Below are 25,520 nucleotides of genomic sequence, written 5' to 3'. Positions count from 1 at the left end.
AAGAAAGGGAAAAACGTGACTTCCCACCCGCCGTCCGGCCAGCCCTCGGTTCCTCCCACCGGCCCTCCCTCGGGCCCCCTCTCGGGCCCTTCCACGCGCCCCGGCCAGTCCGGTCCTCCACCCCCTCCCGGCCCCCCGCGCGGCGGTTCGGGCGGCGGCGGGGGCGGAGGTGCCGGTGGAGGCGGGGGTGGTGGTTCCACCCGGAGCGACGGCCCGGCGGGCGGCGGGGGCCCCTGGTGGCGTTCCGTCCCCAAGGTGGCCTCGCTGACCGCGATCATCGTGGCGGCCGTCGCGCTCGTCGTGGTCCTCACCCAGCGGGGCGGCGACGGGGGCGGGAACCAGGCGGGCACCGGCGGCGGCGAGGTCTTCCTCCAGAACGCCTCGGCGACCGGCCCCGATCCCTTCACCCGCTCCACGGCCCGCGCCGAGGGCGCGTCCGCCTCGCCTCCGCCGCTGCCCAGCCGGTCGGGCGCGGACGCCAACGCCACGCGCGGCGTGTCGGGTGCCACGCCCGGCCTGTACGGAGGAACTCACCGGATCGCGAGCTGTGACGTCGAGCAGCAGATCCGCTTCCTGTCCGACGAGCCCGCCAAGAACGCCGCCTTCGCGTCGGCGCTCGGCATCAAGGCGACCGAAGTCCCGGGCTATCTGCGGTCGCTGACCCCGCTTCAACTGCGGGTGGACACCCGGGTGACCAACCACGGCTTCCGCGGCGGCTCCCCGGTCCCGTACCAGGCCGTGCTCCAGGCCGGTACGGCGGTCATGGTGGACGACCACGGCGTGCCCCGGGTGCGCTGCGCGTGCGGCAACCCGCTGACGCCGCCGATCGCCCAGAAGGAGCCGAAGCAGGTCGGCCCGGCCTGGCCCGGCTACCGGACCACCAACGTGGTGGTCGTCCAGCCGTCCGTGACGGTGATCAAGGTCTTCGTGATCCACGACCCGCGCACGGACCGCTGGATCGCGCGCGAGTCGGGCGACACGGGCCACCGGGACAAGCACACCACTCCCCCGCCCCGGCCGACGACGTCCCCGCCGACCTCCCCGCCCACCTCGCCGTCGTCTCCGATGCCGTGCGTGTCGGTCACCGGTCCGGAGCCGCCGGCGCCCGTCGACGGCGTGACTCCCCCGACGTGCCCTTCGCCCCTGGTGCCCAAGACCCCGACGACGCCGTCCGAGTCGCCCTCCCCGCCCACGCAGCCGGAGCCGGAGTCACCGCCGGCACCGGAGACGACGACCTCGGGACCGGAGTCGCAGCCGGCCACGGACCTGACGACGAGCGGGTCCTCGGCGCCCGGCGGGTCCACGGACGCGTCGGCGAACACCGCCACGGGAACGCCCCCGTGGTCGCTGTCCGCGCCCGGCGCGCCCGACGGTCAGCCGCTGATCTGAGAAGGCGGGGCGCAGACCCGCGCCCCGGGTGCGGCGGTACGGGCGTGCCGCCGCAGGGCCCGGGCCTCGCCGGGGCGCAGCACCGGGCCGGGCACCACCAGGACGGGGACCCCGGCCCGCTCCATGAGGGCCCGCCGCATGACGGCCCGCAGCACGGGCCGGCGCCGCAGCCGGCCGAGCGGGCCGCGACCGGCGGCGGTGCCCAGCACCAGCAGGTCCCCGGGGCGGTCCGCCGCGTCGACGAGGGCGCGCGCCGGGGCCGCGCGGACGGCGCGGCGCTCGACGGCGAGCCCGTCGGGCACCGCGCCGAGGCCGTCCTCGAAGGCACGGGCGAGCCGGTTGCGCGCGTCGTCCGCCCACAGGCGGGCCCAGGCGCGGTCGGGCGCTCGGGTGGAGAGCGTCTCCCCCTCGGGTGGCTCCCAGGCCAGTACGGCGATCAGCTCGGCGTGGTCGCGGCGGGCGAGGGCGGTGGCGTGGCGCAGTGCGGCGAGTGAGGCGAGCGAGCCGCTGACGCCGACGACGATCCTGCTCACGCGGGCGCTCCTCGCCGCCGCTGGGCCTGCCGGGTCTCCCGGGCCTGCCGGATCTCCGGGGTCCGCGGGGTCTCCATGGTCCGCCGGGTCTGCGGGGCCCGTCGCGGCGATCGCAGCGCCTGGATCCAATATCCGATATCCAACGGCGCGGCGATCCTCTCCTCGGCACGCCGCTGCCACATCCTCTCGTCACGGTCGGTGAAGTATCCGGACATTTCTCTGCTCCTCTCCCTGGCCACCAGGCCACTGACCGCAGTCTGTAGCCTTATTGGCCTGGACAGCACAGCCAATGGAGGGCGATTGGCATGGCAGAGGGTCGAGTGGTCCGTACCGTGGTCTCCGTATCGGACCGCATGCTGAGCGGCCGGCAGTTGGCGGCGCTGCTGACGCCGCCGGCCGAAGGCCGCTTCGGCTACCGCGAACTGGCCCGGGCGGTGCGGGAGACGCTGCTCGACGGCCGGGTCGCGCTGCGGATGCGGTTGCCCGCCGAACGCGAACTGGCCATGGCACTCGGCGTCAGCCGGACGACCGTCACCTCCGCCTACGACCTGCTGCGGGAGAGCGGCTACGCCCACAGCCGGCAGGGCGCCGGCACCTGGACGTCGCTGCCCGAGGGGCAGACGCCGATCGGACCCGCCGCGTTCCAGGGCGACTCGGGCTCGGTCGTCGACCTCGCGCTCGCCGCGCCCGAGGCCCCGGCCGACGTCATGGCCCTGGCGCTGAGCGAGGCCGCCGCCGAGCTGCCCCGCTACGCGGCGGCGCAGGGCTACCACCCGTACGGGATCCCGGAGCTGCGCGCCGCCGTCGCGGACCGGTACACGGCTCGGGGACTGCCCACCCGGCCCGAGCAGATCCTCGTGACCACCGGCGCCCAGCAGGCGCTCGCGCTGGCCCTCGCCCTGCTCGGCGGGCCGGGGGACCGGGTGCTCGCGGAGAGCCCCTCGTACACCAACGCCCTGGACGCCATGCGCGGTCAGCGGCTGAGGATCACGCCCGTGCCGGTGACGGAGAACGGCTGGGACAGCGGGCTCATCGACGCGGCGCTGCGGCAGACCGCGCCGCGCCTCGCCTACCTCATCCCCGACTTCCACAACCCGACCGGCCGCCTGATGCCCGACGAACAGCGGCGCGAGGTGGCGCGGGCGGCGCGGGCAACCGGGACCTGGCTCGTGGTGGACGAGACCCTGTCCGACATCGCCCTCGACGTGCCGGCGCCCTCTCCCTTCGCGGCGTCGGCCGGTCCCGGTACCGGGGAGCAGATCATCAGCGTCGGCTCGCTCAGCAAGAGCTGCTGGGGCGGGCTGCGGGTCGGCTGGGTGCGCGCGTCCTCGCGGGTGGTGACCGAGCTCGCCCGGGTGCGGATCACGCACGACCTCGCCGGATCGGTCCTCGACCAGTTGGTCGCGGTCGCCCTGATGGGCCGGATCGACCCGCTGCTGCCGGGGCGTGCGGCCGAGCTGCGGCGGCGGCGCGAAGCCCTGGTCACGGCGCTCGCCCGGCACCTGCCGGAGTGGCACTGGGCGCTGCCGCCGGGCGGCCTGTGCCTGTGGATCGACCTGGGCCGGCCGATCGCCTCCCAGCTGGCGGCGCGGGCGCTGCGGCACGGGGTGCGCGTGGAGGGCGGCGCCCGCTTCGGGGTGGACCCGGGCACGCACGAACATCGGCTGCGCATCCCGTACGCCCTGCCGGCCGAGGTGTACGAGACGGCGGCGGAACGGCTCGCGGCGGCCCTGGAAGGGGCTCCCGCGCGGATCTCCGACCCGGGTCTGCCGGACTGGGTGGCCTGAGGACGGTCCCGGAGCCCGGACCGGACCCGCCGGACCGCCCGACTCGCCGAACCGCCGGAGCCGCCGGAACCGCCTCACCGATAATCGGATGCCCCGGGCAACGGTCATGTGTACGGTCGGAACAGTGGAACCATTGACCGACAAACAGATCCGCGCGTCCTTCGTGAACTGCACACGCGGGGACGCGGCCCGTATGAAGCTGCCGCTCGACTTCGCCGAGCTGCCCTGGGAGGACCTCGACTTCCTGGGCTGGGTCGACCCGGGGGCGCCGCTGCGGGCCCACCTCGTCGTGCCGCGGCCTGAGGGACTGGTGGGCGTCACCCTGCGGGTGCCGGCGGTCGGCCGTACCAGCGCCGTGAAGTCGAGCATCTGCCGGGTGTGCCTGACCGGGCACGCCTCGTCGGGCGTCGCGCTGCTGGCCGCGCCGCTGGCCGGCGCCCGCGGCCGCGAGGGCAACACGGTCGGCACGTACATCTGTGCCGACCTGGCCTGCCCCCTCTACGTCCGCGGCAAGCGCCAGCCCAAGCTGCGCGGCCCCCGGCACGAGGAGTCCCTGACCCTGGACGAGCAGATCGCCCGGATGACGGACAACCTCAACGCCTTCGTGGACCGGGTGACGGCCGGCTAGGACCACTTGGCGATCGGTACGGGGCCGCGCCGCGTGGCCGCCCGGCCCCGCACCGGCCGGATCAGCGGAAGGCCTGCTCGCCGGTGAGCGCCTTGCCGACGACCAGGGAGTGCACCTCGCTGGTGCCCTCGTAGGTGAGGACCGACTCCAGGTTGTTGGCGTGGCGCATCACCGGGTACTCCAGGGTGATGCCGTTGGCCCCGAGGATCGTGCGGCACTCGCGCGCGACGGCGATGGCCTCGCGCACGTTGTTGAGCTTGCCCACGCTGATCTGCTCGGGGGTCAGCGTGCCCGCGTCCTTGAGCCGGCCGAGGTGAAGCGCGAGCAGCATGCCCTTGCCGAGTTCGAGGGCCATGTCGGCGAGCTTCTGCTGCGTCAGCTGGTAGGAGGAGAGCGGGCGGGCGAAGACCGTACGGTCGGTGGCGTAGGAGATCGCCGTCTCCAGGCAGTCGCGGGCGGCGCCGAGGGCGCCGAAGACGATGCCGAAGCGGGCCTCGTTGAGGCAGCCGAGCGGGCCGGACAGGCCGCGGGCCTCCGGGAGCATCGCGTCGGCGGGCAGGCGTACGTCCTCCAGGACGAGTTCGCTGGTGACGCTCGCGCGCAGGGAGAGCTTCTGCTTGATCTCCGGCGCGCTGAAACCGGGGGTGTCGGTCGGCACCACGAAGCCTCGGATGCCGTCCTCGGTGCGGGCCCAGACGACGGCCACGTCCGCGACGGAGCCGTTGGTGATCCACATCTTGGTGCCGTTGAGCACCCAGTCGGAGCCGTCGCGCTTGGCGTTGGTGCGCATGGCGCCGGGGTCGGATCCGGCGTCCGGCTCGGTCAGGCCGAAGCAGCCGATGTACTCGCCGGCCGCCATCCCGGGCAGCCAGCGCTGCTTCTGCTCCTCGGAGCCGTACTTCCAGACCGCGTACATGGCGAGCGAGCCCTGTACGGAGACGAGGGAGCGCAGGCCGGAGTCGACGGCCTCCAGTTCCATGCAGGCCAGTCCGTACGCCACGGAGCCGGTGCCCGCGCAGCCGTAGCCCTCCAGGTGCATGCCGAGGACGCCGAGGCCGCCGAGGGTGCGGGCGAGTTCGCGGGCGGGGATGGCGCCCCGCTCGAACCACTCGGCGACATGGGGACGCAGTTCGCGGTCGGCGAGTGCCCGGACGGTGCGGCGGATCTCCCGCTCCTCGTCGGTGAGCAGCCCGTCGATCGCGAGCAGATCGAGCGGGTGGACGGGCGCGGACTGCGACGAACGCGACGGCTGCGGCGACGACTTCACGAACGGCCTCCTGGCGACTGTGGCAACGCGGCGTGCCGAAGCGTAGCCCCAGATTGGATATTGGATCCAGTATTGAATATCCGATCTCCGGTGCGTACGGTCCGCTTGGATCCGATCGCCGCCGCGTCCCCCCGACGCCGCACGATCGACGCCTCCCGATCGGCATCCCACGATCGACACCTCACGACGAAGGAGAGCGGCATGCACGCGCAGCAGCCGGAGGCGGGCCCGGCCGGCGCCCTGTCCGGGATCGTCGTCGCGGACTTCGGCCGGGTGCTGGCCGGTCCGTACATGACGATGCTCCTCGCGGACCTCGGCGCCGAGGTCGTGAAGATCGAGCGCCCCGGCTCGGGCGACGACACCCGCGCGTGGGGGCCGCCGTTCGCCGACGGGCAGGCCACCTACTTCCTGGGGGTGAACCGCAACAAGCGTTCCGTGGCGCTGGATCTGGCCGACCCGGACGACCTGGAGACGGCGCGGGCGATCGTGGACCGCGCCGACGTGCTCGTGGAGAACTTCCGACCCGGCACCATGGACCGGCTCGGCCTCGGCTACGAGCACGTCCGGGCCACCAACCCGGGCCTCGTCTACTGCTCCGTGACCGGCTTCGGCTCGGCCGAGGGCGCCGCGCTGCCCGGCTACGACCTGCTCGTGCAGGCCATGGGCGGTCTCATGAGCGTGACCGGCGAGCCGGAGGGGCCGGGCACCAAGGCGGGCGTCGCCCTGGTGGACGTCATCACCGGACTCCACGCGGGCATGGGCGTCCTCGCCGCGCTCCGCCACCGCGACCGCACCGGCGAGGGCCAGCGCCTGGAAGTGTCCCTCCTCGGCTCCCTGCTGTCGGCGCTGACCAACCAGGCGGCGGCCCACCTCGCCGCCGGCGTCGTCCCGCGCGCCCTCGGCAACCGGCACCCCAGCATCACCCCGTACGAGGTGTTCGAGGCGAGCGACCGCCCCCTCGTGCTCGCCGTCGGCAACGACCGGCAGTTCCGCGCCCTGTGCGCGCGGATCGGCAGCCCCGGGCTCGCCGACGACCCGCGGTTCGCCACCAACACCGCCCGCGTGGCGCACCGGGAGGAGCTGGTCGCGGCCCTGTCCGGGCCGCTCGCGCGGCGCACCGCCGACGCCTGGTTCGACGAACTGACCGCGGCCGGGGTGCCCTGCGGCCCCATCAACGACCTCGCCGGCGCCTTCGCGCTCGCCGACCGCCTGGGCCTGCGGCCGCGCGTCCCGGCCGAGGACGCCGGGCCCGGGCAGGTCGCCCACCCGATCGCCTTCGGCGCGACCCCGGCCGCCTACCGCTCCGCGCCACCGCGCCTCGGCGAGCACACCGCCGAGGTCCTGGCCGAACTCGGGTTGTCCACAGGCCCGGGCCGCCCGTCACCGGTACGGAGGAAGATGAACGGCACGCAGTCGAGGGAAGGGGCACAGCCATGAGCGGCACGGTGGAGAGTCGGCGACCACGGACGGCCCAGCAGTTCGTCCTGGAGGAACTGCGACGCGCCATCACCACCGGGGAGTTGCGGCCGGGCGACCCGATCCGGCAGGACACCCTGGCGGCCCGGCTCGACGTCAGCCGGGTCCCGCTGCGCGAGGCACTGAAGGCGCTGGAGGCGGAGGGCCTGGTGGTGCACCACGTGCACCGGGGCTATTTCGTCGCCGAGTTGTCCCTGGCGGACCTGGAGGAGATCTACCGCATCCGGCGGCTCCTGGAGACGGAGGCGGTCCGCGCGGCCCTGCGGCGCATGCCGGACGGCCTGGTCGACGCCCTGGAGCGCAGCCAGGCGGACGTGGAGCGGGCCGCCGCGGCGGGCGACGTGACGGCCATGGCCGAGGCCAACCGCCGCTTCCACTTCGCGCTGGTGGAGGCCTCGGGGATGCCGCGCCTGGTGCGGCTGATCGCCACGCTCTGGGACGCGACCGACGCCTACCGGGCCCTGTACTACGCCGAGGACCCCCACCGGGAGGCGGCCGTCCACGAGCACCGGGCGGTCGTCTCGGCCGTGACGGAGGGGGACGAGGCCGCCGCGATCCGCTGGCTCGACGAGCACCGCGACCACGCGGTGACCGCGCTGCGCGAGGTCCTCGACCTGGAGTGACCGGGCTTCGGCGCGCGGCACGACGGTACGGATCGTCGACCGGCTCCCGGCGCGTCCGCCGCACGCGAAGGCCGTGGGCCGGACATCGATCCGCTCACGCGGGTGGCTGGGGATTGGACGCGCTGTGTGCGGGAGACGCCGGAGTCGGCCGGGCCGCCCCCTCCTCGCACGGTGGCGCTCGGCGCGTACCTCGTGCGGGTCTTCCGGGGCGGCGGGGCGCGCGGCGCGCCGTGCGGGGACGCGGGGGCGGCGTGACCCGGTCCGACCTGGCGGATCGTCGTCGGCGCGGCGCACCGAGCCGCCGCCGCCCCACCAGGCCCCGCCGGCCCCCGGCCGCCGGTCCGCGGATCCCCGGCCCTCCCGCGTGAGGGATCATGGACCAAGGAGCCGAGAAGGGACGGGACCAACGATGAGGCACCGCAGTGTCGCCGACCTCATGACACCGACCGCGGTCGCGGTGCAGCCGGGCACTCCGTTCAAGGAGATCGCCCGGCTGCTCGACGAGTACGGCATCACCGCCGTGCCCGTGGTCGACGAGGAGAACCGGCCGGTGGGCGTCGTCTCCGAGGCGGACCTGCTGCGGCGGCACACCGACAAGGACGGTCCCAGCACCGCGGAGGCCATGATGTCGAGTCCGGTGGTCGTCGCCCGCCCGTCCTGGACGGCGGTGGAGGCGGCGCGGCTCATGGAGCGGCACCGGGTGAAGCGACTGCCGGTGGTGGACGCGGACGGGCGTCTGATCGGCGTCCTCAGCCGCAGCGACCTGATCCAGCTCTTCCTGCGCCGTGACCGGGCCATCCAGGAGGAGATCCTCGAGGACGTCGTCACCCGCATCCTGGGCCTCTCCCCCGCCTCCCTGCACATCGACGTGGCCGAGGGCCGGGTGACACTGAGCGGCACGCTGCCGCGCCGGAGCCTCGCGCCGATCTTCGTACGGCTCTGTGAGGACGTGGACGGCGTGGTGGAGGTCGCCGACCGGCTGGTGTACGAGGACGAGGGCGAGGGCGAGAACCAGGCGCGGGGCCAGGACTCGAACCAGGGCCAGGATCAGGATCCTGATCAGCGCCAGGACCAGGTTCAGCGCCAGGGCGAGGCCCAGGCCGGCGGGCGGCCCGTCGACGAGGAGTGACCCCGGGCCGGGCCGGGTCCGGACGTGCCGGGGCGGGCTCCGCGGACGCCCCCGGGCCCGCCGGTGCGGCGCACCGGCGGGCCCGGAGGACCGCGCGGGACGGGTCGCGCCCTCCGGGCCGCCTGCCGGGGCGATCCGACGGCGGCCGGGCTCCCCCTGCCCGTCCTGGGTTGTTCGGCGGCCGGGTTCTCTCTGCCCGTCCTGCGGTTGGTCGGCGGCCGGCCTCCCCCTGCCCGTCCTGGGTTGTTCGGCGGCCGGCCTCCCCCTGCCCGTCCCGGGGAGGGTCGGCGGGCGGTCGGCTACTCGACCGCCTCCGGCCAGCCGTATCCGGGTCCGGTGCGCCGCGGCACGGTGTCGGCGCCGGCGGCCTCCATCTCCCGGTTGGCCTCCCTCATCAGCTGTCCGGCCAGATCCTTCATGGCCCTGCCCGCGGCGAGCTCGTCACCGATCACCGGCACGTCCACGTCCGCCGGGTTGCACCGGGCGGTGCCGTGACCGGTGAGGGTCGACGTACCGGTGTCCAGGCGCGCCTCCGCCCTGGTCCTGCCGCCCTCTTCGACCAGGTCCACGCCGACCTTCCACTCCAGGTGTCGTGTCATGGTCCGCCTCCTCGTGCCCGCGGCCACGCGGAAGCGCCGCGCGGCCCTTCTCCCCTCAAGGATCCCGCCGCCGGCGCGGCGGCGCCACGCGGTGATCGCCGCCGTCTGGGCGGGCGACCGGTTCGCCACCGATACTGCTGGGGCGGCCGGGCCCGGTCGGGCCGGCCGTGCCGCACAACCTCACCTGGAGGTGTTCATGCGCATGTTGATCAATGTTCCGGAGACCGTGGTCGCCGACGCGCTGCGCGGGATGGCCGCCGCGCATCCCGAGTTGACGGTGGACGTGGAGAACCGGGTCGTGCTGCGGCGGGACGCGCCGGTGGCCGGTCAGGTGGCCCTGGTGTCGGGCGGCGGGTCGGGCCACGAGCCGCTGCACGCCGGTTTCGTCGGTCCGGGGATGCTCGCGGCGGCCTGCCCCGGCGAGGTGTTCACGTCGCCCGTTCCGGACCAGATGGTGCGCGCGGCGGCCGCGGTGGACAGCGGCGCCGGTGTGCTGTTCGTGGTGAAGAACTACACGGGTGACGTCCTCAACTTCGAGATGGCCGCCGAGCTGGCGGAGGACGAGGGCATCCAGGTCGCGAAGGTGCTCGTCGACGACGACGTGGCCGTGACCGACAGCCTGTACACGGCGGGGCGGCGCGGGACCGGGGCCACCCTGTTCGTGGAGAAGATCGCGGGCGCGGCGGCCGAGGAGGGCGCGCCGCTGGAGCGGGTCGAGGCGGTCGCCCGGCGGGTGAACGAGCGGTCCCGGAGCTTCGGGGTGGCGCTGAGCGCCTGCACCACGCCGGCGAAGGGTTCGCCCACCTTCGACCTGCCCGACGGCGAGTTGGAGTTGGGCATCGGGATCCACGGCGAGCCGGGACGGGAGCGGCGCCCCATGATGACCTCCGGGGAGATCGCCGACTTCGCCGTGGACGCGGTCCTGGACGATCTGCGTCCGAGGGGGCCGGTGCTCGTCCTGGTGAACGGGATGGGCGCGACGCCGCTGCTCGAACTGTACGGGTTCAACGCGGAGGTTCAGCGGGTCCTCGGCGAGCGCGGGGTGCCGGTCGCCCGGACCCTGGTCGGCAACTACGTGACCTCGCTGGACATGGCGGGCTGCTCGGTGACGCTGTGCGAGGCGGACGAGGAGCTGCTGCGCCTGTGGGACGCGCCGGTGCGGACGCCCGCCCTGCGCTGGGGCCGGTGACCGGAGTGGCGACACCGGACCGGGCCGGGCCGGAACGGACGGGACGAGAGAGGACCGGGTGAGAACGGCGTGGGCCGGAGCGGACCGGGTGAGAACGGCGTGGGTGAGAGCGGAGTGGGTGAGAGCGGAGTGGGCGGTGTGACGACGGAGACGAACGGGGCCGAGGGCGCGGCGGAGTACGGGGCCGAGGTCTTCCGGGACTGGATGGCCGCGGCGGCCGCCGCCGTGGACCGGGAGGCGGACCGGCTGACGGAGCTGGACTCGGCGATCGGCGACGCCGACCACGGCGCCAATCTGAAGCGGGGATTCGCGGCCGTGACGACGGCCCTGGAGAAGGAGCCGCCGACGACGCCGGGCGCGGTGCTCACCGTCGCCGGACGACAGTTGATCTCCACGGTGGGCGGGGCGTCCGGGCCTTTGTACGGGACGCTCCTGCGGCGCACCGGGAAGGCGCTGGGCGATGCCGAGCGGGTCTCCCGCGCCGCCCTCGCCGAGGCCCTGACGGCCGGGGTGGCGGCGGTGGCGCAGCTGGGCGGGGCGCAGGTGGGCGACAAGACGATGCTGGACGCGCTGGTGCCGGCGGCCGAGGGGCTGGCCACCTCGTTCGCGGCGGCCCGGGAGGCGGCCGAGGCGGGTGCGCTCGGGACCGTACCGCTGCGGGCGCGCAAGGGCCGGGCGAGCTACCTGGGCGAGCGGTCCGTCGGCCACCAGGACCCCGGCGCGACGTCGTCGGCGCTGCTGATGGCGGCGCTCGCGGAGGTGGCGGCGTGACGGCCCGGGTGGGGATCGTGCTGGTCTCGCACAGTGCGGCGGTGGCGGCGTCGGTGGCCGAGCTGGCCAGGGGGCTCGCGGGCGGCGGGGACACGACGCCGGTGCGGCCGGCGGGCGGCACTCCGGACGGCGGTCTGGGCACCAGCGCGGAGCTGATCGCCGAGGCGGCCAAGGCCGTGGACGTGGGCGCCGGAGTGGCGATCCTGGTGGACCTCGGCAGTGCGGTGCTGACGGTGAAGGCGCTGCTCGCGGAGGGCGACGAGCTGCCGGAGGGCGCCCGTCTGGTGGACGCGCCCTTCGTGGAGGGGGCGGTGGCGGCCCTGGTGACGGCGTCGGCCGGCGGTGACCTGGACGCGGTGACGGCGGCGGCCTCGGAGGCGTACGCGTACCGCAAGGAGTGAGGCGGGCCCTTCCACCGCACGCGGGGGCCGGCCGGTCGTCATCGGTGCGGCCCCTGGTCGTCCCTGGTTGTGGTGTCGGGCACATCGCGCCCTCCCCGTTGTGCAACTTGTTGCACAAAGCTGGGCGCGTCGTCTACAACAAACGGTGACGACCCCCGCGCGAGGAGGCGCCCCGATGGCCCCGAACACCCCGTACCCGCACCTGCTCAGCCCGCTGGACCTCGGCTTCACCACCCTGCCCAACCGGGTGCTGATGGGATCCATGCACGTCGGCCTGGAGGAGGCCGAGCACGGATTCGAGCGGATGGCCGCCTTCTACGCGGAGCGCGCCCGCGGCGGCGTCGGCCTGATCGTCACCGGCGGCATCTCGCCCAACGAGGCGGGCCGCCCCTGGGACGGCGGGGCCAAGCTGACCTGCGCCGAGGAGGTCGCGGAGCACCGCGTGATCACCGACGCCGTGCACGCCGAGGGCGGCCGGATCGCGATGCAGATCCTGCACTTCGGCCGCTACGCCTACCACCCCGCCCTGGTCGCCCCGAGCCCGATCCAGGCGCCGATCAGCCCGTTCCCGCCGAACGAGCTCACCGACGCCGAGGTGGAGCAGACGGTCGAGGACTACGTCCGCTGCGCCGAGCTCGCCAAGGAGGCCGGCTACGACGGTGTCGAGGTGATGGGGTCCGAGGGCTACCTGATCAACGAGTTCATCGCCTCGGCCACCAACCGGCGCACCGACCGCTGGGGCGGCAGCTACGAGAACCGGGTGCGCTTCCCGCTGGAGATCGTCCGCCGGATCCGCGAGCGGGTCGGCGAGGACTTCATCCTGATCTACCGGCTCTCCATGCTCGACCTGGTCCCGGGCGGCTCCACCCTGGAGGAGGTCGTCGCCCTCGCCAAGGAGATCGAGGCGGCCGGCGCCACGATCATCAACACCGGCATCGGCTGGCACGAGGCCCGCATCCCCACCATCGCCACCTCCGTGCCGCGCGGCGCCTACACCTGGGTGACGAAGCGGCTGATGGGCGCGGTGTCGGTGCCGCTGGTCACCGGCAACCGCGTCAACACCCCCGAGGTCGCCGAGCAGATCCTCGCCGAGGGTCGCGCCGACATGGTCTCCATGGCCCGCCCTTTCCTCGCCGACCCCGACTTCGTGGGGAAGGCCGCCGCCGGCCGCGCCGAGACCATCAACACCTGCATCGGCTGCAACCAGGCCTGCCTCGACCACACCTTCAGCCTGAAGATCACCTCCTGCCTGGTGAACCCGCGGGCCTGCCACGAGACCGAGCTGGTCCTCTCCCCCACCCGTCTCGCCAAGCGCGTCGCGGTCGTCGGGGCCGGCCCGGCCGGGCTCGCCTGCGCGGTCGCGGCGGCCGAACGCGGCCACACGGTCACGCTCTTCGACGCCGCGTCCGAGATCGGCGGACAGCTCAACGTCGCCAAGCAGGTGCCGGGCAAGGAGGAGTTCGAGGAGACCCTGCGCTACTTCCGGGTGCAGCTGGCCGAGCGCGGCGTCGAGGTCCGCCTGAACATCCTGGTCACACCGGCCGATCTGGACGGCTACGACGAGGTCGTCGTCGCGACCGGAGTGACCCCCCGCACCCCCGCCATCGAGGGCGTCGACCACCCGAGCGTGGTCGGCTACCTGGACGTGCTGCGCGACCGCGTGCCCGTCGGCGAGCGCGTCGCGATCCTCGGCGCGGGCGGCATCGGCTTCGACGTGGCCGAGTTCCTCACGGACGGCGGCGAGGGCGCGAGCCAGGACCCCGAGACGTACTTCCGGCAGTGGGGCGTGGACACCTCCTACGCCTCCCGCGGCGGTCTGCGCGCCCCGGAGCGGCCCCGGCCGCCGCGCCAGGTCCACCTGCTCCAGCGCAAGACCACCAAGGTGGGCGCGGGCCTCGGCAAGACGACCGGCTGGATCCACCGCACCGAGCTGAAGCACCGCGGCGTCACCATGGTGGCGGGAGCGTCGTACGAGCGCATCGACGACGAGGGCCTGCACCTCACCGTCGGCGGCGAGCGGCAGGTGCTCCCGGTCGACACGGTGGTGCTGTGCACCGGCCAGGAGCCGCGCCGCGGTCTGTACGAGGAGCTCATCGCCGCGGGCCGCACGGCGCACCTGATCGGCGGGGCGGACGTGGCCGCCGAGCTGGACGCCAAGCGGGCCATCGACCAGGGCACGCGGCTCGCCGCCGCCCTGTGAGCCGGCGGCCCCGATGAGCGCCCCGGCCGGCCGAACCTAGGATGCGTCCATGTCCCTCCCGCACGCGATCCTCACGGCGCTGCTCGAGAAGCCGTCATCCGGCCTCGAACTGACCCGCCGGTTCGACCGGTCGATCGGCTACTTCTGGTCGTCGACGCACCAGCAGATCTATCGCGAGCTGGGCAAGCTGGAGCAGGCGGGGTACATCCGTGCCCTGCCCGCTCCCGTCCCCGCGCGCGGGCAGAAGAAGGAGTACGAGGTGCTCCCGGCCGGCCGGGCCGAGCTGGCGGCCTGGGTGGGCGCCACCGAGGATCCGAAGCCGATGCGCTCGGCCCTGCTGCTGCGGATGCGCGCGGCGGCCGTGGTGGGCGGCCGGGGCCTGCGGGCCGAGCTGGAGCGCCATCTCGGGCTGCACCAGCGGCAGTTGGACGAGTACCTGGAGATCGAGGAGCGGGACTTCCCGCCCGAGCGCCGCACGGCGGAGCCGGACCGGCTGCGGCACCTCGTCCTGCGCGGCGGGATCGACCTGGAGCGGTTCTGGGTGCAGTGGCTGACGCACGCGCTGGCGGAGCTGGGCGAACCGGACGAGGCGGTCGGGCCGGGACGGGACTGACCGCCCCGGCCGTCGCACCCGGTCGCGTTCCCGGTCGACGGCGGGGCGCGGCGCACGCCCCGGCGTACGGGTGCGGGCATACGGGTGCGCCCCGGCGTACGGATGCGCGCCGCACGCCCCGGCGTATCGATGCGGCGTTCGACCGAGACGTACGGGTGCGCCCCCGGCGTACAGGTGCACCCGGCGTTCGGCCGAGACGTACGCGTGCGGGCCGCCGCGCCCGGAGGAGGGCGGACGGCGGCCCGAGCGGTGCCCCCGCGTCCTGCCCCTCCTACTCCGCCGTCGCCCTGCGCCAGGCCGCGTCCCGCAGCAGCCGCAGGCCGTTGAGGCCGACGAGGACGGTGGAGCCCTCGTGTCCGGCGACGCCCAGGGGCAGGGGCAGATGGCCGACCAGGTCCCAGACGACCAGGGCGCCGATGCACACGCCGGCGATCACCAGGTTCTGCACGACGAGACGGCGGGCCCGGCGGGAGAGCGCGACGACGGCGGGCAGGGCGGCGAGTTCGTCGCGGACGACGACCGCGTCCGCCGTCTCCAGGGCGAGGTCGGAGCCCGCCCGGCCCATGGCCACGCCCGTGTGCGCCGCGGCCAGGGCGGGCGCGTCGTTGACGCCGTCGCCGACCATCAGGACCCGGCCGCCGGCCGCCTCCCACTCCCGTACGGCGTTCGCCTTGTCCTGCGGGAGGAGTCCCGCGCGCACGTCGGCGATGCCGGCCTCCCGCGCCACCCGGGCGGCGGCCCCCGCGTTGTCGCCGGTCAGCAGGGCGGGAGCGGTGCCGGTGAGGCGGGTGAGGGCGGCGACGGCCTCGGGGGCGCCGTCGCGCAGCCGGTCGGAGAACTCCAGGACGGCGGCCTGTTCCCCGTCCACCAGGACCTCGACGGCGGTGTCCGTGTGCTCGCCGGCCGCCCGGCGGACCGTCACCTCCCGGCCGAGGACCCGGGCCCGTACCCCCGTACCGGGCACCGAGCCGAAGTCGGTGGCCTCGGGGATGTCGAGTCCGCGGGCGCGGGCCTCGGCCACGACGGCGCGGGCGAGCGGGTGTTCGCTGGGGAGCTCCGCGGCGGCGGCGAGCGCGAGGGCGCCCGGGTCGCCGTGCACGGCGGTGACGCGGGGCGTGCCCTCGGTGAGGGTGCCGGTCTTGTCGAGGGCGACGCGGTCGACGGTGCCGAGCCGTTCCATGACGACGGCGGACTTCACGAGCACGCCGTGGCGTCCGGCGGTGGCGATGGCGGAGAGCAGCGGCGGCATGGTGGCGAGCACGACCGCGCAGGGCGAGGCCACGATCATGAAGGTCATGGCCCGCAGCAGGGTCTCGGTGAAGTCCGCGCCGAAGGCGAGGGGGACGGCGAAGAGGGCGAGGGTGGCGACCACGACGCCGACGGAGTAGCGCTGTTCGATCTTCTCGATGAAGAGCTGGGTGGGTGCCTTGGTGGCGCTGGCCTCCTCGACGAGGGCGACGATCCGGGCGAGGACGGTGGCGCCGGCCTCCTTGTCGACGCGTACGCGCAGCGCTCCGGCGCCGTTGAGGGTGCCGGCCCAGACCTCGTCGCCGGGGGCCTTGGGGGCGGGCAGGGACTCGCCGGTGATGGTGGCCTGGTCGACGTCGCTCGTGCCGGCGAGGACGGTGCCGTCGGCGGGCAGCCGTTCCCCGGGCCGTACGAGGACGGTGTCGCCGACCGCGAGGGCGGCCGCCGCCACGGTCTCCTCGCCGGCCGCGGTGAGACGGACGGCGGTCGCGGGGGCGAGGTCCAGAAGGCCGCGGACGGAGTCGGCGGTGCGGCGGGTGGCGAGGGCTTCGAGGGCGCCGGAGACGGCGAAGATGACGATGAGCAGGCCGCCGTCGAGGAACTGGCCGATGGCGGCGGCGCCGAGGGCGGCGACCACCATCAGGAGGTCGACGTCGAGCGTCCGCTCGCGCAGCGCCTGAAGCCCGGCGAGTCCGGGTTCCCAGCCGCCGGCGGCGTAACAGACGGCGTACAGCGGTCCCCAGGCCCAGGCGGGCGCGCCGGCCAGGTCGAGCGGGAAGGCGCAGAGGAAGGCGAGGGCGGCGAGGGCGGCCCAGCGGACCTCGGGCAGGTCGGTGACGCGGGCCCGGCGCGCCGGGGGCGGCGGGGCCGGGCGCGAGGGTGCCGCGGGGGTGCGGAGTGCCGGGGATGCCATGGGGCACAGCCTTTCGGGAAAACCGGGGAGGGAGGCGCGGGCGTGCGGGGCCGCGCCGGCACCACCACCATACCGGAACACATGAAGAGCTCTTCATTCATTGACCGGAAGTCGCCGCTACGATGAGCACATGGGACACGGAGTGACAGGCCGGGCGACGGCGGCGACGCACCTCGACGCGGAGTCCGCGGCCACCATCGCCGAGACCCTCCAGGCGCTCGCCACCCCGTCCCGGCTGATGATCCTCACCCGCCTCCGCCAGGGCCCCTGCGGCGTGACCGAGCTCGCCGCCGCGGTGGAGATGGAGCAGTCCGCGGTCTCCCACCAGCTGCGCCTGCTGCGCGCGCTCGGTCTGGTGACCGGTGTCCGCCAGGGCCGCCGGATCGAGTACAGCCTCTACGACAACCACGTCGCCCAGCTCCTCGACGAGGCCGTCTACCACATCGAGCACCTGCGCCTCGGCGCCCGCGACGTGCCGCGTGTCGGCGTGGATACTGGTCAGTCCTAGACCACGAGGATCCACGGGGGCGTGGATCCGCCACGCGAAAGGGCGAGGATGGCCGACGAGTTGGGGCCTCGCAGGACACGTCATGCGGTCGTCATCGGGGGGAGTCTCGCGGGTCTGCTGGCCGCGCGGGTGCTGAGCGAGCACGCCGAGCGCGTCACGGTCGTCGAGCGCGACCGCTACCCCGAGCAGGCGGACGCCCGCCCGGGCGTCCCGCAGGGACGGCACCTCCATGTGCTGATCGAGGGCGGACAGCGGGCGCTCGACGACCTGTTGCCCGGCTTCATGGACGAGCTGCACGCGCTCGGCGCGCCGAAGGTCGGTGTGCCGGAGGACATGATCCAGTGGCAGAGCGGCAAGTGGTACGCCCGCACGCCGGCCACGGTGCACTTCTACACCGGCCCGCGCGACCAGCTCGAATGGCTGGTGCGCAAGCGGGTCTTCGCCGATCCGAGGATCGAGATCGTCGAGGGCCACGAGGCGGTGGGGCTGCTCGGCGACTCCTCCCGGGTGCGCGGGGTGCTGCTGCGCGAGCGCGGCGCGGGCGCGGGCGCGGGCGCGTCCAAGGAGCCCCGAACCCTGGAGGCCGACCTGGTCGTGGACGCCTCCGGACGCTCGACCCGGGCCGCCGACTGGCTGGCCGGGATCGGCGCGGAGGCCCCGCACGAGGAGATCCTCGACACCGGCCTGGCCTACGCCACCCGGGTCTACCGCTCCCCCGCCGACGACCCGGCGGTCGACGCCGTCGGCTACTACGTGGTGCCCAACCCCTCGCAGGTGTACGGCGGAGTGGTGCTGCCGCTCGGTGACGGCCGCCACCTGGTCACCCTCTCCGGGCTCGGGGACGACCCGCCGCCCACCGACGAGGCGCTGTTCGAGAAGTACGCGCGCAAGCTGCCGCACCCGGTGGTCGGCGACTGGATCGCCAAGGCCGAGCCGATGTCGTCGGTCTACGGCTTCCGCAAGACCGCCAATGTGCGGCGGCGTTACGACCGTCCGGGCCGGCGCCCGGCCGGCTTCCTCGCCACCGGTGACGCCCTGTGCTCCTTCAACCCGATCTACGGGCAGGGCATGGCGGTCGCCGCGATGAGCGCCGTCGCGCTGCGCCAGGCGCTCGCGGACCCGAAGCGCACCCCGACCACCCGGCGGGTGCAGCGGGCGCTGCTGGACGCCTCGAAGCAGGCCTGGGACATCTCGGCGGGCGCCGACAAGAAGATGCCGGGCGCGCGGGGGGACGCGGCTCGGGCGGGGGCTCTGGACAAGGTGACGGACTGGTATCTGCGCCGGGTGCAGGAGCGGGCCGCGGGCGATCCGGTCGTGGGGACGCCGTTCCGTGCGGCGCTCACCCTCACGGCGCCGCTGACCAGCCTGTTCGCGCCGGCGGTGGCCCGTGCGGTGCTGTTCGGGCCGGTACGGGAGACACCGGCCGAGCCCCCGTTGCGCCGTCGGGGGGCGTAGCGCGCGGGAGCGGCTGCGGGGTGGGGGGCGGGCGCCGGGTGGGGGTGCCCGTACGGGTGCGGGTGCCCCGGCCCGGTGTCCGTACGGGTGCCGGGTGCGGGCGCCCCGGTCCGGGTGTCGGGTGCGGTGTCCGTACGGGTGCCGGATGCGGGCGCCCCGGTCCGGGTGTCCGTACGGGTGTCGGGTGCGGTGCCCGTACGGCTGCCGGTGCGGGTGTCGCCGGCGGGTGGGGGCGTTCGGCCCGACGGCGGTTCAGACGCCCGGGTCCGCCGCCACCATCCCGGCCGCGATGGCCGCGCTCAACGCCGCGTAGTCGTCGGCGTTCTGGGCCGCGTAGCGCAGGGCGAAGTCGGCGATCGCCCGGTCGAAGACGTCGGAGGACCCGAGGTAGCCGGCGATCGCGATCCGGTCGCCGGAGCGGGCGTGGGCCCGGGCGAGGGCCCGCCCGCACAGGCGGGCGTATGCGCGGAGCGTGGCCGGGGACATGGTCTCGACCTCGGCCGAGCCCTTCGTGTCGCGCAACTGGCTCCAGTGGAAGTGCCGTTGTTCGGGACCGGTCATCCAGCCGAGGAAGAGGTCGCCGGCGGCCTGGACGAGGCGCCGGCCGCAGACCACCCGGCGGCCCTGGTGGGTGTAGGCGCTGGGCGCGAGGTAGGGCTCCAGGACCGAGTGCCCCGCCTCCCTCATCCGGAGGAAGAGCGGGTCGCCGTCGTCACGGCCCTCAAGGAGGACGACGAAGCAGCGGATGCCGACGCCGCCGACGCCGACGACCTCGCGGGCGGCGTCGACGAAGCGGAAGCGGTCGAGCAGCAGCCTGCGTTCCTCGGAGAGCGAGCTGCGGTAGTCGCTGAAGACCTTGCCGAGCGTGACCCGGTCGACCTCGGGAAGCCGTTCGAGCAGGGGCGGGTCGTCGACGATGTGCCGCCCCGAGGAGTCCTTGGCGGTGAGCTTGCCGAGGGCCGGCAGACCGGTGCGCCGGCGGGCCCGGTCGAGCCGGTCCCCGAAGCGGGCCCGGTTGCCGCCGCCCAGCAGGCCGACCACGGCGTCGGCGGCGATCCGCTCGTACCAGACGTCGAGTTCCCCGAGCCCGGCCAGTCGGCGCATGGCCCTGCGGTACGACTCGGTGGCGACCAGGGCGGCGCGGTGGGCCTTGGCCTTCGTGGTGCCGTTCTGCAGGGCGGCGACGGCGACGGAGGCCGCGAGTCGTTTGACGTCCCACTCGAAGGGGCCCGGGAGGGTCTCGTCGAAGTCGTTGACGTCGAAGACCGTCGTCCGTTCGGGTGACGTGTAGAGACCGAAGTTGTGCAGGTGGGCGTCGCCGCAGAGCTGGACGGTGAGACCGGTGTGGGGCTGGGCGCCGAGGTCGGCGGCCATGACGGCGGCGGCGCCGCACAGGAAGGCGAAGGGCGAGACGGCCATCCGGCCGTAGCGGACGGGCACGAGCTCGGGCACCCGGTCGGCGGCCTGCCGCTCCAGGACACCGATCGGGTCGGGGCGCTGCGAGGAGGGTATCCAGCGGCCGTGCGAGGAGCGGGGGACGCGCTTGCGGGCCGCCTTGCCCGCGTCGCCCCGTTCCGACGGTGTCGTCATCCGGCCTCACCCGCCTCTCCCACCGTCCCCGCCACCACCGTTCCGGTGCGATCCATTACACGGCGCGCCGCTCCTTTCGGCCACTCTCACCGACGGGACTTCCACAATGGTTTAGACCAATGATAGGAATTGATCACCCACGCGGCTCGGGCGGTCACGCCGAGCAACGGTTGAACCACGCACGACAGAGAGGGTCCGAGACATGGCCGAGTCCGTTCCCGAGTACGGCCCGAGGGCGGCGCTCCCGCTCTACCTGCGGGTCGCCTGCGCACTGCGGGACGACCTCACCCAGCGCCGCATCTCCCCCGGCAGCCGGCTGCCTTCCGAGCGGCATCTGGCGCTGCGTTACCACGTGAACCGGCAGACCGTCCGCAGCGCGCTCCAACTCCTGCGCGAGCAGCGCCTGGTCGTCACCGACCGGCGCGGCACCTTCGCCGCCGCCGAACCGGCGGAGCCGGAGCGGCCGGTCCCGACGCCGGTGCCGCTGCGGCGGACCTTCCCCGGCGGACCGCGGGCCGCCGACTCCCTGGTCCGCGCCGCGCTCTCCTGGGAAGCTCCGCCGGCCGCCCTGGCCGGCCGGCTCTCCCTGGCACCCGGCGAGCCGACCCTCGTGCACCGCCATGTGGTGCTCACCCCGGCCGGCGCCTGCCTGCAGCGGTCGGTCACGTGGTTCTCCCGGCCCGCGCTGACCGAGATACCCCAGCTCGCCCGCTACCGGCCGAGCACCGGGCGCTACCGGCAGCCGGACCTGCGCCTGCTGTACCACTGGATGCACCAGGCGGGCCTGCGCACCACCCACCGGGAGACGATCGGTGTTCCGGCCCGCTCCCCGGCGGAGGCGACGGCGACGGCGGACGACCCGACGGTCGGCGACGGCGCCCGGCTGAGCGTGCACCGTGTGGTGAGCGACCAGCACGGGCACGCCCTGGAGGTCACCGACATCGACTTCGCGGCCCGCGCGGCGGCCTGGACCTACGAGTTCGGCGACTGAGCCGTCACGGCCGACGTCACCGGGCCACCGCCCCACGGGGTCTCCCCACGGGGTGTCGGACGAGGTGTCCCAGGGCGGTGGCCCTGCCCGTGCTAGACGATCCCCTCGGAGAGCTCCGCCTCCTCGCGGGCGTTCCCGTACGACTGGGGCGTGCCGTACGAGCGACGGGCGACGTACCACCAGACGCTGGCGAGGGTCAGCACGACGGCCAGCGCGACCACCGCGTAGTTCATGGTGTCGACCGTGACCGGCGCGCGCTGCGGCAGGCAGAACAGCACGGTGACGACGGCCACCCAGGCGACGGCGATCCAGCCGATCGGCCGGCTCCAGCGGCCCAGGTTCCAGGGTCCCGGGACGAACTTCCGGCCCGCGCGCAGCCGCAGCAGGATCGGGATGGCGTAGGCCGGGGTGATGCCGATGACGTTGATGGCGGTGACGGCCCCGTAGGCGGTGGCCGAGTACAGCGACGGCACGGCGAGCAGGGCGGCGACGGCCACCGAGAGCCAGACGGCCGGGACCGGGGTGTGGGTGCGGCTGCTGACCCGGCGCCAGAGCGAGGAGCCGGGCAGGGCGTTGTCGCGGCTGAAGGCGAAGACCATCCGGCTGGCGGCGGCCACCTCGGCGTTGCCGCAGAAGAGCTGGGCCACGATCACCACGAGCAGCAGGGCCTTGGCGCCGCCGGCGCCCAGCGCGTCCAGGAGGATCTGGGCGGGCGGCACGCCGGTGGCGCTGGCCTGGGTGCCCGCGTAGTCCTGGATGGCGAAGGTGAGTCCGGCGAGCAGCGCGAAACCGGCGATCCAGGAGACCCAGATGGAGCGGACGATGCCCTTGGCGGCGGCGACGGAGGCGTTGGCGGTCTCCTCCGACAGGTGGGCGGAGGCGTCGTACCCGGAGAAGGTGTACTGCGCGAGCAGCAGGCCGATCGCCGCCACGTAGAGGGGGTTGCTCCAGCCGGTGTCGTTGACGAACTCGGTGAAGACGAAGGTCGCCGACTGGTGGTGGTCGGGGACGAGGGCGAGGGCGCCGACGATGACGGCGACGCCGCCCAGGTGCCACCAGACGCTGATGGAGTTGAGCAGGCTCACCAGGCGGACGCCGTTCAGGTTGAGCACGGCGTGCAGCAGCAGGATCACCAGGAAGATCAGGAAGGTGGAGCCGGGGGTGGGGACGATGCCCCACTGGAGGTTGAGGAAGGCTCCGGTGAACAGGGCGGCGCCGTAGTCGATGCCGGCGATCGCGCCGAGCAGCCCGAGCAGGTTCAGCCAGCCGGTGTACCAGCCCCAGCGCCGGCCGCCGAGCCGGTCGGCCATGTAGTAGAGCGCCCCGGAGGTCGGGTAGGCGCTGGTGACCTCGGCGAGGGCCAGGCCGACGCACAGGACGAAGAGGCCGACGCCGGCCCAGCCCCAGAGCATGACGGCGGGTCCGCCGGTGCCGAGGCCGAAACCGTAGAGCGTCATGCAGCCGGAGAGGATGGAGATGACGGAGAAGCTGATGGCGAAGTTGCCGAAGCCGCCCATCCGGCGGGCCAGGACGGGCTGGTAGCCGAGCTCTCTGAGCCGGGCCTCCTCGTCCCGGGGCGCCGGTGGCGGCTTGCGTATCGCGTCGGTGGGAGCGGTGCGGGACATGCGGTCGTTCCTCCGGGGAAGGGGGACGGGACGTACGGGGTCGGGGACGGGACGTACGGGGTCGGGGACGGACGTACGGGATCGGGGACGGACGTACGGGGTCGGGGACGGGACGGGTTTCGCGGAAGCGAGCCGGGTTTCGAGGAGGCGAGACGGGCGCGGCGCGGCGGTCAGGGGCCGGTGCGCGTGTCGGAGCCGCTCAGGCTGCGGGCGCGCGCTCGCAGGAAGACCTCCTCGGCGGGGCCGCGCTCGTCGGGATGGGCGGTGCGGTACGACCAGGGCTGCGGGGTCCAGTACGGGCCGAGCGCCTCGAAGACCCGGGCCGCGTCGGCGAACCTGAGGGCGCCGTGCAGGGCGTGGGCCAGGTGATTGAGGTCGAGCAGGCTGGCCTCTTCGGTGGCGCAGAAGAGGAACCAGCCGTCCATGGCGCGGGTGGCGTCGCGCACCGCGTCCTCGGCCACCCAGTGCAGGTCGAGGGCACGCTCGTGGCCCCGCTCCCGCCGGTAGCGCTCGACGCGGACGTAGAGCGGCAGGACGTGCAGGGCGGATCCGACGGATGCCGAGGAGGCGGCCCACTGCGCGTAGTTGACGGCTTCGGAGAGCGGGCCGGGGCGCCGGGCGTACAGGAACTGCAGCATCCGGTGGTACGCCTCGCGGTTCTGCGGGTCGCGCTTGTCGGCCTCGGCGAGCAGTCCCCAGGGGCCGGGCGGCAGCATGGGCGCGGGCGGAGCGAGGCGGTGCTCCTCCATGCGCTGCTGGGCGTCGAGTACGGAGAGGGCGAGCCGGCACACCCAGGGCACGGGGTCGGCCGGGGCGCGGTCGGCGGCCTGGAGGCAGGCGGTCCAGGCCTCCTGCCAGAGTTCCCGGGTGCGCGGGTGGGCGGTGCGGTGGGCGCGTACGGCCCGTTCGACGGCGACCCGCGCGTGCATCACGGTGGCGGCGGAGGAGTCCGGCTGCTCGGCGCGCCAGGTCTCGACGACGTCGGTGCCGGCCGCGACGGCCGCGAGCACCTGGGTGCGGCGGGTCCAGGCGGTCCAGCCGGAGTTCTCTTCGAGGAGTCGGGCCATGACCACCCAGCGGCCGGTGCGCAGCTCCTGGACGGCGCCGCGCAGGGCGTGGTCGTGTCCCGCCGGATGGTAGACGGGCCGGAAACCGTGCCCGGCCATCAGGACGCGGGGCGGGAGGTGGGCGACGCGGGGTGGAGGGTGGGAGACATCGTTCCTCGGTGAGATGGAGGGAGGGGGTGGTCAGTCCCCTTGGCCGTCCCGGCCGTTGATCGGCGATCACTATAGAGGTTGCCGGACGTGACCGATCCACTTTTCTCCGTGACCGTAACTATCCGGCCAGCGACCGAATTTGATTTGATGTCAGCGAGTCGCCGATATCTGACGGCTTCGCCCTCACCGTCTTGACGGAGCGCCCCGACTGCATCAGGCTGACCGGTTCCACGATCGGAAGCGATCAAGGATCTCGGACCATCCACGACCGGCAGGGAGACGCACACATGACGGGCCCGGTACTCGCCGTCGACCAGGGCACGTCGGGCACCAAGGCCCTCGTGGTCTGCCCCCGGCGTGGGGTGCTCGGCACCGGCTTCGCGCCGGTCCGCCCGCGCGCGCTGCCCGGCGGCCTGGTCGAGGTCGACCCCCGTGAGCTGTACGACTCCGTGGTCACGGCCGGGCGGGCGGCCCTCGCCGAGGCCGGGGAGCCGGCCGTCGCGGTGGGCCTCGCCAACCAGGGCGAGACCGTCCTCGCCTGGGACCCCGCCACCGGCGCCCCGCTCACCGACGCCCTCGTCTGGCAGGACCGCCGATCCGCCGACCTGTGCGGTGAGTTGGCGCCGCACGCCGCCGAGTTGACACGCATCACCGGTTTGCCGCTCGATCCCTACTTCGCCGCGCCCAAGATGGCCTGGATCCGTCGCAACCTCACCGGCGCCGGGGTCGTCACGACGAGCGACGTCTGGCTCGTGCACCGGCTCACGGGCGCGTACGTCACCGACGCCGCGACCGCGGGCCGTACCGGGCTGCTCGATCTGGACACGGTCGCCTGGTCCGACACCGCCCTCGACGTCTACGGCCTCGCGGGTGAGCGCCTGCCCCGTGTGGTGGACTGCGACACGCCCGTCGGCACCACCACCGCCTTCGGCCCGCCGCTCCCCCTGACCGGCCTCCTCGTCGACCAGCAGGCCGCGCTCCTCGCCCAGGACGTCACCGAGCCGGGCGCCGCCAAGTGCACCTACGGCACCGGGGCGTTCCTGCTCGCCCAGACCGGGTCCGCCCCGCGCCGCGGCGACTCCGGCCTGGTGGCCTGTGTCGCCTGGCGGCTCGCCGGCCGCACCAGCTACTGCCTGGACGGGCAGGTGTACACGGCCGCGTCCGCCGTGCGCTGGCTCACCGACCTCGGGGTGATCGCGGGCGCCGAGGAGCTCGACTCCGTCGGCGGGGCCGTCCCCGACGCGGGCGGCGTCACCTTCGTACCGGCCCTCGTATCGCCGGGACGATGGCCTTGGAGTCGTTGGGCGTGATGAGGATGCCCTTGACGCCCGCGGCGACCATGTTCTGGATGGCCGTGACCTGGCCCTC

Annotated in this window: 22 protein-coding genes and 1 pseudogene; 15 read left to right on the top strand and 8 right to left on the bottom strand. The window is 74.4% G+C overall.

Annotation, left to right across the window (positions count from 1 at the left end):
- Positions 1 to 15 precede the first annotated feature (15 nt).
- Positions 16 to 1,389, top strand: coding sequence for a DUF6777 domain-containing protein (locus ABTZ91_RS33015; protein WP_407078082.1), 1,374 nt, complete (start codon positions 16 to 18; stop codon positions 1,387 to 1,389).
- Here ABTZ91_RS33015 and ABTZ91_RS33010 read toward each other — a convergent pair.
- Together ABTZ91_RS33010 and ABTZ91_RS33005 are read right to left on the bottom strand one after the other, a co-directional pair.
- Positions 1,374 to 1,922 (bottom strand): universal stress protein, encoded by a 549-nt coding sequence (locus tag ABTZ91_RS33010; protein ID WP_352080917.1) that lies wholly within the window; start codon positions 1,920 to 1,922, stop codon positions 1,374 to 1,376. The genes ABTZ91_RS33015 and ABTZ91_RS33010 overlap by 16 nt on opposite strands.
- A complete protein-coding gene (locus ABTZ91_RS33005) occupies positions 1,919 to 2,137 on the bottom strand; it encodes a hypothetical protein (protein WP_352080916.1) in 219 nt (72 codons plus the stop codon). Before ABTZ91_RS33005 ends, ABTZ91_RS33010 begins: the two co-directional genes overlap by 4 nt.
- Before the next feature lie 90 nt (positions 2,138 to 2,227).
- Between ABTZ91_RS33005 and ABTZ91_RS33000 the strand changes: the two genes are divergently transcribed.
- Together ABTZ91_RS33000 and ABTZ91_RS32995 are read left to right on the top strand one after the other, a co-directional pair.
- The gene (locus tag ABTZ91_RS33000; protein WP_352080915.1) at positions 2,228 to 3,709 is read left to right on the top strand and encodes a PLP-dependent aminotransferase family protein; all 1,482 of its coding nucleotides are present in this window, start codon (positions 2,228 to 2,230) and stop codon (positions 3,707 to 3,709) included.
- Positions 3,710 to 3,833: 124 nt separating this feature from the next.
- Positions 3,834 to 4,337, top strand: a complete 504-nt coding sequence (locus ABTZ91_RS32995; RefSeq protein WP_352080914.1) for an FBP domain-containing protein — start codon at positions 3,834 to 3,836, stop codon at positions 4,335 to 4,337.
- A gap of 61 nt (positions 4,338 to 4,398) precedes the next feature.
- Here ABTZ91_RS32995 and ABTZ91_RS32990 read toward each other — a convergent pair whose 3' ends face one another.
- Positions 4,399 to 5,604: an acyl-CoA dehydrogenase family protein gene (locus ABTZ91_RS32990; RefSeq protein ID WP_352080913.1), complete on the bottom strand. Its 1,206-nt coding sequence runs from the start codon at positions 5,602 to 5,604 to the stop codon at positions 4,399 to 4,401.
- A 201-nt stretch (positions 5,605 to 5,805) separates the two neighbouring features.
- Here ABTZ91_RS32990 and ABTZ91_RS32985 point away from each other — a divergent pair, with 201 nt between their 5' ends.
- From ABTZ91_RS32985 to ABTZ91_RS32975, 3 genes are all read left to right on the top strand, one after another.
- Positions 5,806 to 7,041, top strand: coding sequence for a CoA transferase (locus tag ABTZ91_RS32985; protein WP_352080912.1), 1,236 nt, complete (start codon positions 5,806 to 5,808; stop codon positions 7,039 to 7,041).
- Complete coding sequence (locus tag ABTZ91_RS32980; protein WP_352080911.1) at positions 7,038 to 7,703, top strand: GntR family transcriptional regulator; 666 nt, start codon at positions 7,038 to 7,040, stop codon at positions 7,701 to 7,703. Before ABTZ91_RS32985 ends, ABTZ91_RS32980 begins: the two co-directional genes overlap by 4 nt.
- Before the next feature lie 409 nt (positions 7,704 to 8,112).
- The gene (locus ABTZ91_RS32975; protein ID WP_352080910.1) at positions 8,113 to 8,832 is read left to right on the top strand and encodes a CBS domain-containing protein; all 720 of its coding nucleotides are present in this window, start codon (positions 8,113 to 8,115) and stop codon (positions 8,830 to 8,832) included.
- Between the two features lie 299 nt (positions 8,833 to 9,131).
- Here ABTZ91_RS32975 and ABTZ91_RS32970 read toward each other — a convergent pair whose 3' ends face one another.
- On the bottom strand, positions 9,132 to 9,431 hold the full coding sequence (locus ABTZ91_RS32970) for a DUF1876 domain-containing protein (protein WP_352080909.1): 300 nt from the start codon (positions 9,429 to 9,431) through the stop codon (positions 9,132 to 9,134).
- 196 nt (positions 9,432 to 9,627) lie between these two features.
- Here ABTZ91_RS32970 and dhaK point away from each other — a divergent pair, with 196 nt between their 5' ends.
- From dhaK to ABTZ91_RS32945, 5 genes are all read left to right on the top strand, one after another.
- Entirely contained in the window at positions 9,628 to 10,620 is a 993-nt protein-coding gene (dhaK, locus tag ABTZ91_RS32965; RefSeq protein WP_352080929.1) for a dihydroxyacetone kinase subunit DhaK, read from the top strand.
- A 204-nt stretch (positions 10,621 to 10,824) separates the two neighbouring features.
- Positions 10,825 to 11,391 carry a dihydroxyacetone kinase subunit DhaL gene (gene dhaL / locus ABTZ91_RS32960; protein WP_352080928.1) on the top strand — a complete coding sequence of 189 codons (567 nt, stop codon included), beginning with the start codon at positions 10,825 to 10,827 and terminating at the stop codon, positions 11,389 to 11,391.
- The gene (locus tag ABTZ91_RS32955; protein ID WP_352080908.1) at positions 11,388 to 11,792 is read left to right on the top strand and encodes a PTS fructose transporter subunit IIA; all 405 of its coding nucleotides are present in this window, start codon (positions 11,388 to 11,390) and stop codon (positions 11,790 to 11,792) included. Before dhaL ends, ABTZ91_RS32955 begins: the two co-directional genes overlap by 4 nt.
- A 175-nt stretch (positions 11,793 to 11,967) precedes the next feature.
- Complete coding sequence (locus ABTZ91_RS32950; RefSeq protein WP_352080907.1) at positions 11,968 to 13,992, top strand: NADPH-dependent 2,4-dienoyl-CoA reductase; 2,025 nt, start codon at positions 11,968 to 11,970, stop codon at positions 13,990 to 13,992.
- A gap of 49 nt (positions 13,993 to 14,041) precedes the next feature.
- A complete protein-coding gene (locus ABTZ91_RS32945) occupies positions 14,042 to 14,605 on the top strand; it encodes a helix-turn-helix transcriptional regulator (protein WP_352080906.1) in 564 nt (187 codons plus the stop codon).
- 271 nt (positions 14,606 to 14,876) lie between these two features.
- Here ABTZ91_RS32945 and ABTZ91_RS32940 read toward each other — a convergent pair whose 3' ends face one another.
- Entirely contained in the window at positions 14,877 to 16,766 is a 1,890-nt protein-coding gene (locus ABTZ91_RS32940) for a heavy metal translocating P-type ATPase (protein ID WP_352080905.1), read from the bottom strand.
- Positions 16,767 to 16,896: 130 nt separating this feature from the next.
- Here ABTZ91_RS32940 and ABTZ91_RS32935 point away from each other — a divergent pair, with 130 nt between their 5' ends.
- Together ABTZ91_RS32935 and ABTZ91_RS32930 are read left to right on the top strand one after the other, a co-directional pair.
- Positions 16,897 to 17,274, top strand: a complete 378-nt coding sequence (locus ABTZ91_RS32935) for a metalloregulator ArsR/SmtB family transcription factor (RefSeq protein ID WP_352080904.1) — start codon at positions 16,897 to 16,899, stop codon at positions 17,272 to 17,274.
- A 48-nt stretch (positions 17,275 to 17,322) separates the two neighbouring features.
- Positions 17,323 to 18,729: an FAD-dependent monooxygenase gene (locus tag ABTZ91_RS32930; protein ID WP_352080903.1), complete on the top strand. Its 1,407-nt coding sequence runs from the start codon at positions 17,323 to 17,325 to the stop codon at positions 18,727 to 18,729.
- A 252-nt stretch (positions 18,730 to 18,981) separates the two neighbouring features.
- On the opposite strand, the gene ABTZ91_RS32925 is transcribed toward ABTZ91_RS32930, so the two are convergent.
- Entirely contained in the window at positions 18,982 to 20,319 is a 1,338-nt protein-coding gene (locus ABTZ91_RS32925) for a DUF2252 domain-containing protein (RefSeq protein WP_352080902.1), read from the bottom strand.
- Between the two features lie 202 nt (positions 20,320 to 20,521).
- Between ABTZ91_RS32925 and ABTZ91_RS32920 the strand changes: the two genes are divergently transcribed.
- On the top strand, positions 20,522 to 21,310 hold the full coding sequence (locus tag ABTZ91_RS32920) for a GntR family transcriptional regulator (protein ID WP_352080901.1): 789 nt from the start codon (positions 20,522 to 20,524) through the stop codon (positions 21,308 to 21,310).
- Positions 21,311 to 21,402: 92 nt separating this feature from the next.
- Here the strand turns inward: ABTZ91_RS32920 and ABTZ91_RS32915 are convergent, their stop codons facing one another.
- Entirely contained in the window at positions 21,403 to 22,935 is a 1,533-nt protein-coding gene (locus tag ABTZ91_RS32915; protein WP_352080900.1) for an amino acid permease, read from the bottom strand.
- A 170-nt stretch (positions 22,936 to 23,105) separates the two neighbouring features.
- Positions 23,106 to 24,101, bottom strand: a complete 996-nt coding sequence (locus ABTZ91_RS32910) for a hypothetical protein (protein ID WP_352080899.1) — start codon at positions 24,099 to 24,101, stop codon at positions 23,106 to 23,108.
- Between the two features lie 338 nt (positions 24,102 to 24,439).
- Between ABTZ91_RS32910 and ABTZ91_RS32905 the strand changes: the two are divergent.
- Positions 24,440 to 25,453: pseudogene (locus tag ABTZ91_RS32905) on the top strand (FGGY family carbohydrate kinase); the annotation flags it as partial.
- Between the last annotated feature and the right edge of the window lie 67 nt (positions 25,454 to 25,520).

It is taken from the genome of Streptomyces sp. NPDC126499, from assembly GCF_040302485.1.
Classification (GTDB): domain Bacteria; phylum Actinomycetota; class Actinomycetes; order Streptomycetales; family Streptomycetaceae; genus Streptomyces.
The sequence above is the reverse complement of the archived record's forward strand: the minus strand, read 5'-3'. Positions and strand labels throughout refer to the sequence as shown.

Bases quoted from the DNA above. Each gene is read 5' to 3' on its own strand.
- ABTZ91_RS33005 (WP_352080916.1), bottom strand. From the start codon at position 2,137: ATGTCCGGATACTTCACCGACCGTGACGAGAGGATGTGGCAGCGGCGT.
- ABTZ91_RS33000 (WP_352080915.1), top strand. From the start codon at position 2,228: ATGGCAGAGGGTCGAGTGGTCCGTACCGTGGTCTCCGTATCGGACCGC.
- ABTZ91_RS32985 (WP_352080912.1), top strand. From the start codon at position 5,806: ATGCACGCGCAGCAGCCGGAGGCGGGCCCGGCCGGCGCCCTGTCCGGG.
- ABTZ91_RS32980 (WP_352080911.1), top strand. From the start codon at position 7,038: ATGAGCGGCACGGTGGAGAGTCGGCGACCACGGACGGCCCAGCAGTTC.
- ABTZ91_RS32975 (WP_352080910.1), top strand. From the start codon at position 8,113: ATGAGGCACCGCAGTGTCGCCGACCTCATGACACCGACCGCGGTCGCG.
- ABTZ91_RS32970 (WP_352080909.1), bottom strand. From the start codon at position 9,431: ATGACACGACACCTGGAGTGGAAGGTCGGCGTGGACCTGGTCGAAGAG.
- dhaK (WP_352080929.1), top strand. From the start codon at position 9,628: ATGCGCATGTTGATCAATGTTCCGGAGACCGTGGTCGCCGACGCGCTG.
- dhaL (WP_352080928.1), top strand. From the start codon at position 10,825: ATGGCCGCGGCGGCCGCCGCCGTGGACCGGGAGGCGGACCGGCTGACG.
- ABTZ91_RS32950 (WP_352080907.1), top strand. From the start codon at position 11,968: ATGGCCCCGAACACCCCGTACCCGCACCTGCTCAGCCCGCTGGACCTC.
- ABTZ91_RS32945 (WP_352080906.1), top strand. From the start codon at position 14,042: ATGTCCCTCCCGCACGCGATCCTCACGGCGCTGCTCGAGAAGCCGTCA.
- ABTZ91_RS32940 (WP_352080905.1), bottom strand. From the start codon at position 16,766: ATGGCATCCCCGGCACTCCGCACCCCCGCGGCACCCTCGCGCCCGGCC.
- ABTZ91_RS32935 (WP_352080904.1), top strand. From the start codon at position 16,897: ATGGGACACGGAGTGACAGGCCGGGCGACGGCGGCGACGCACCTCGAC.
- ABTZ91_RS32930 (WP_352080903.1), top strand. From the start codon at position 17,323: ATGGCCGACGAGTTGGGGCCTCGCAGGACACGTCATGCGGTCGTCATC.
- ABTZ91_RS32925 (WP_352080902.1), bottom strand. From the start codon at position 20,319: ATGACGACACCGTCGGAACGGGGCGACGCGGGCAAGGCGGCCCGCAAG.
- ABTZ91_RS32920 (WP_352080901.1), top strand. From the start codon at position 20,522: ATGGCCGAGTCCGTTCCCGAGTACGGCCCGAGGGCGGCGCTCCCGCTC.
- ABTZ91_RS32915 (WP_352080900.1), bottom strand. From the start codon at position 22,935: ATGTCCCGCACCGCTCCCACCGACGCGATACGCAAGCCGCCACCGGCG.
- ABTZ91_RS32910 (WP_352080899.1), bottom strand. From the start codon at position 24,101: ATGGCCGGGCACGGTTTCCGGCCCGTCTACCATCCGGCGGGACACGAC.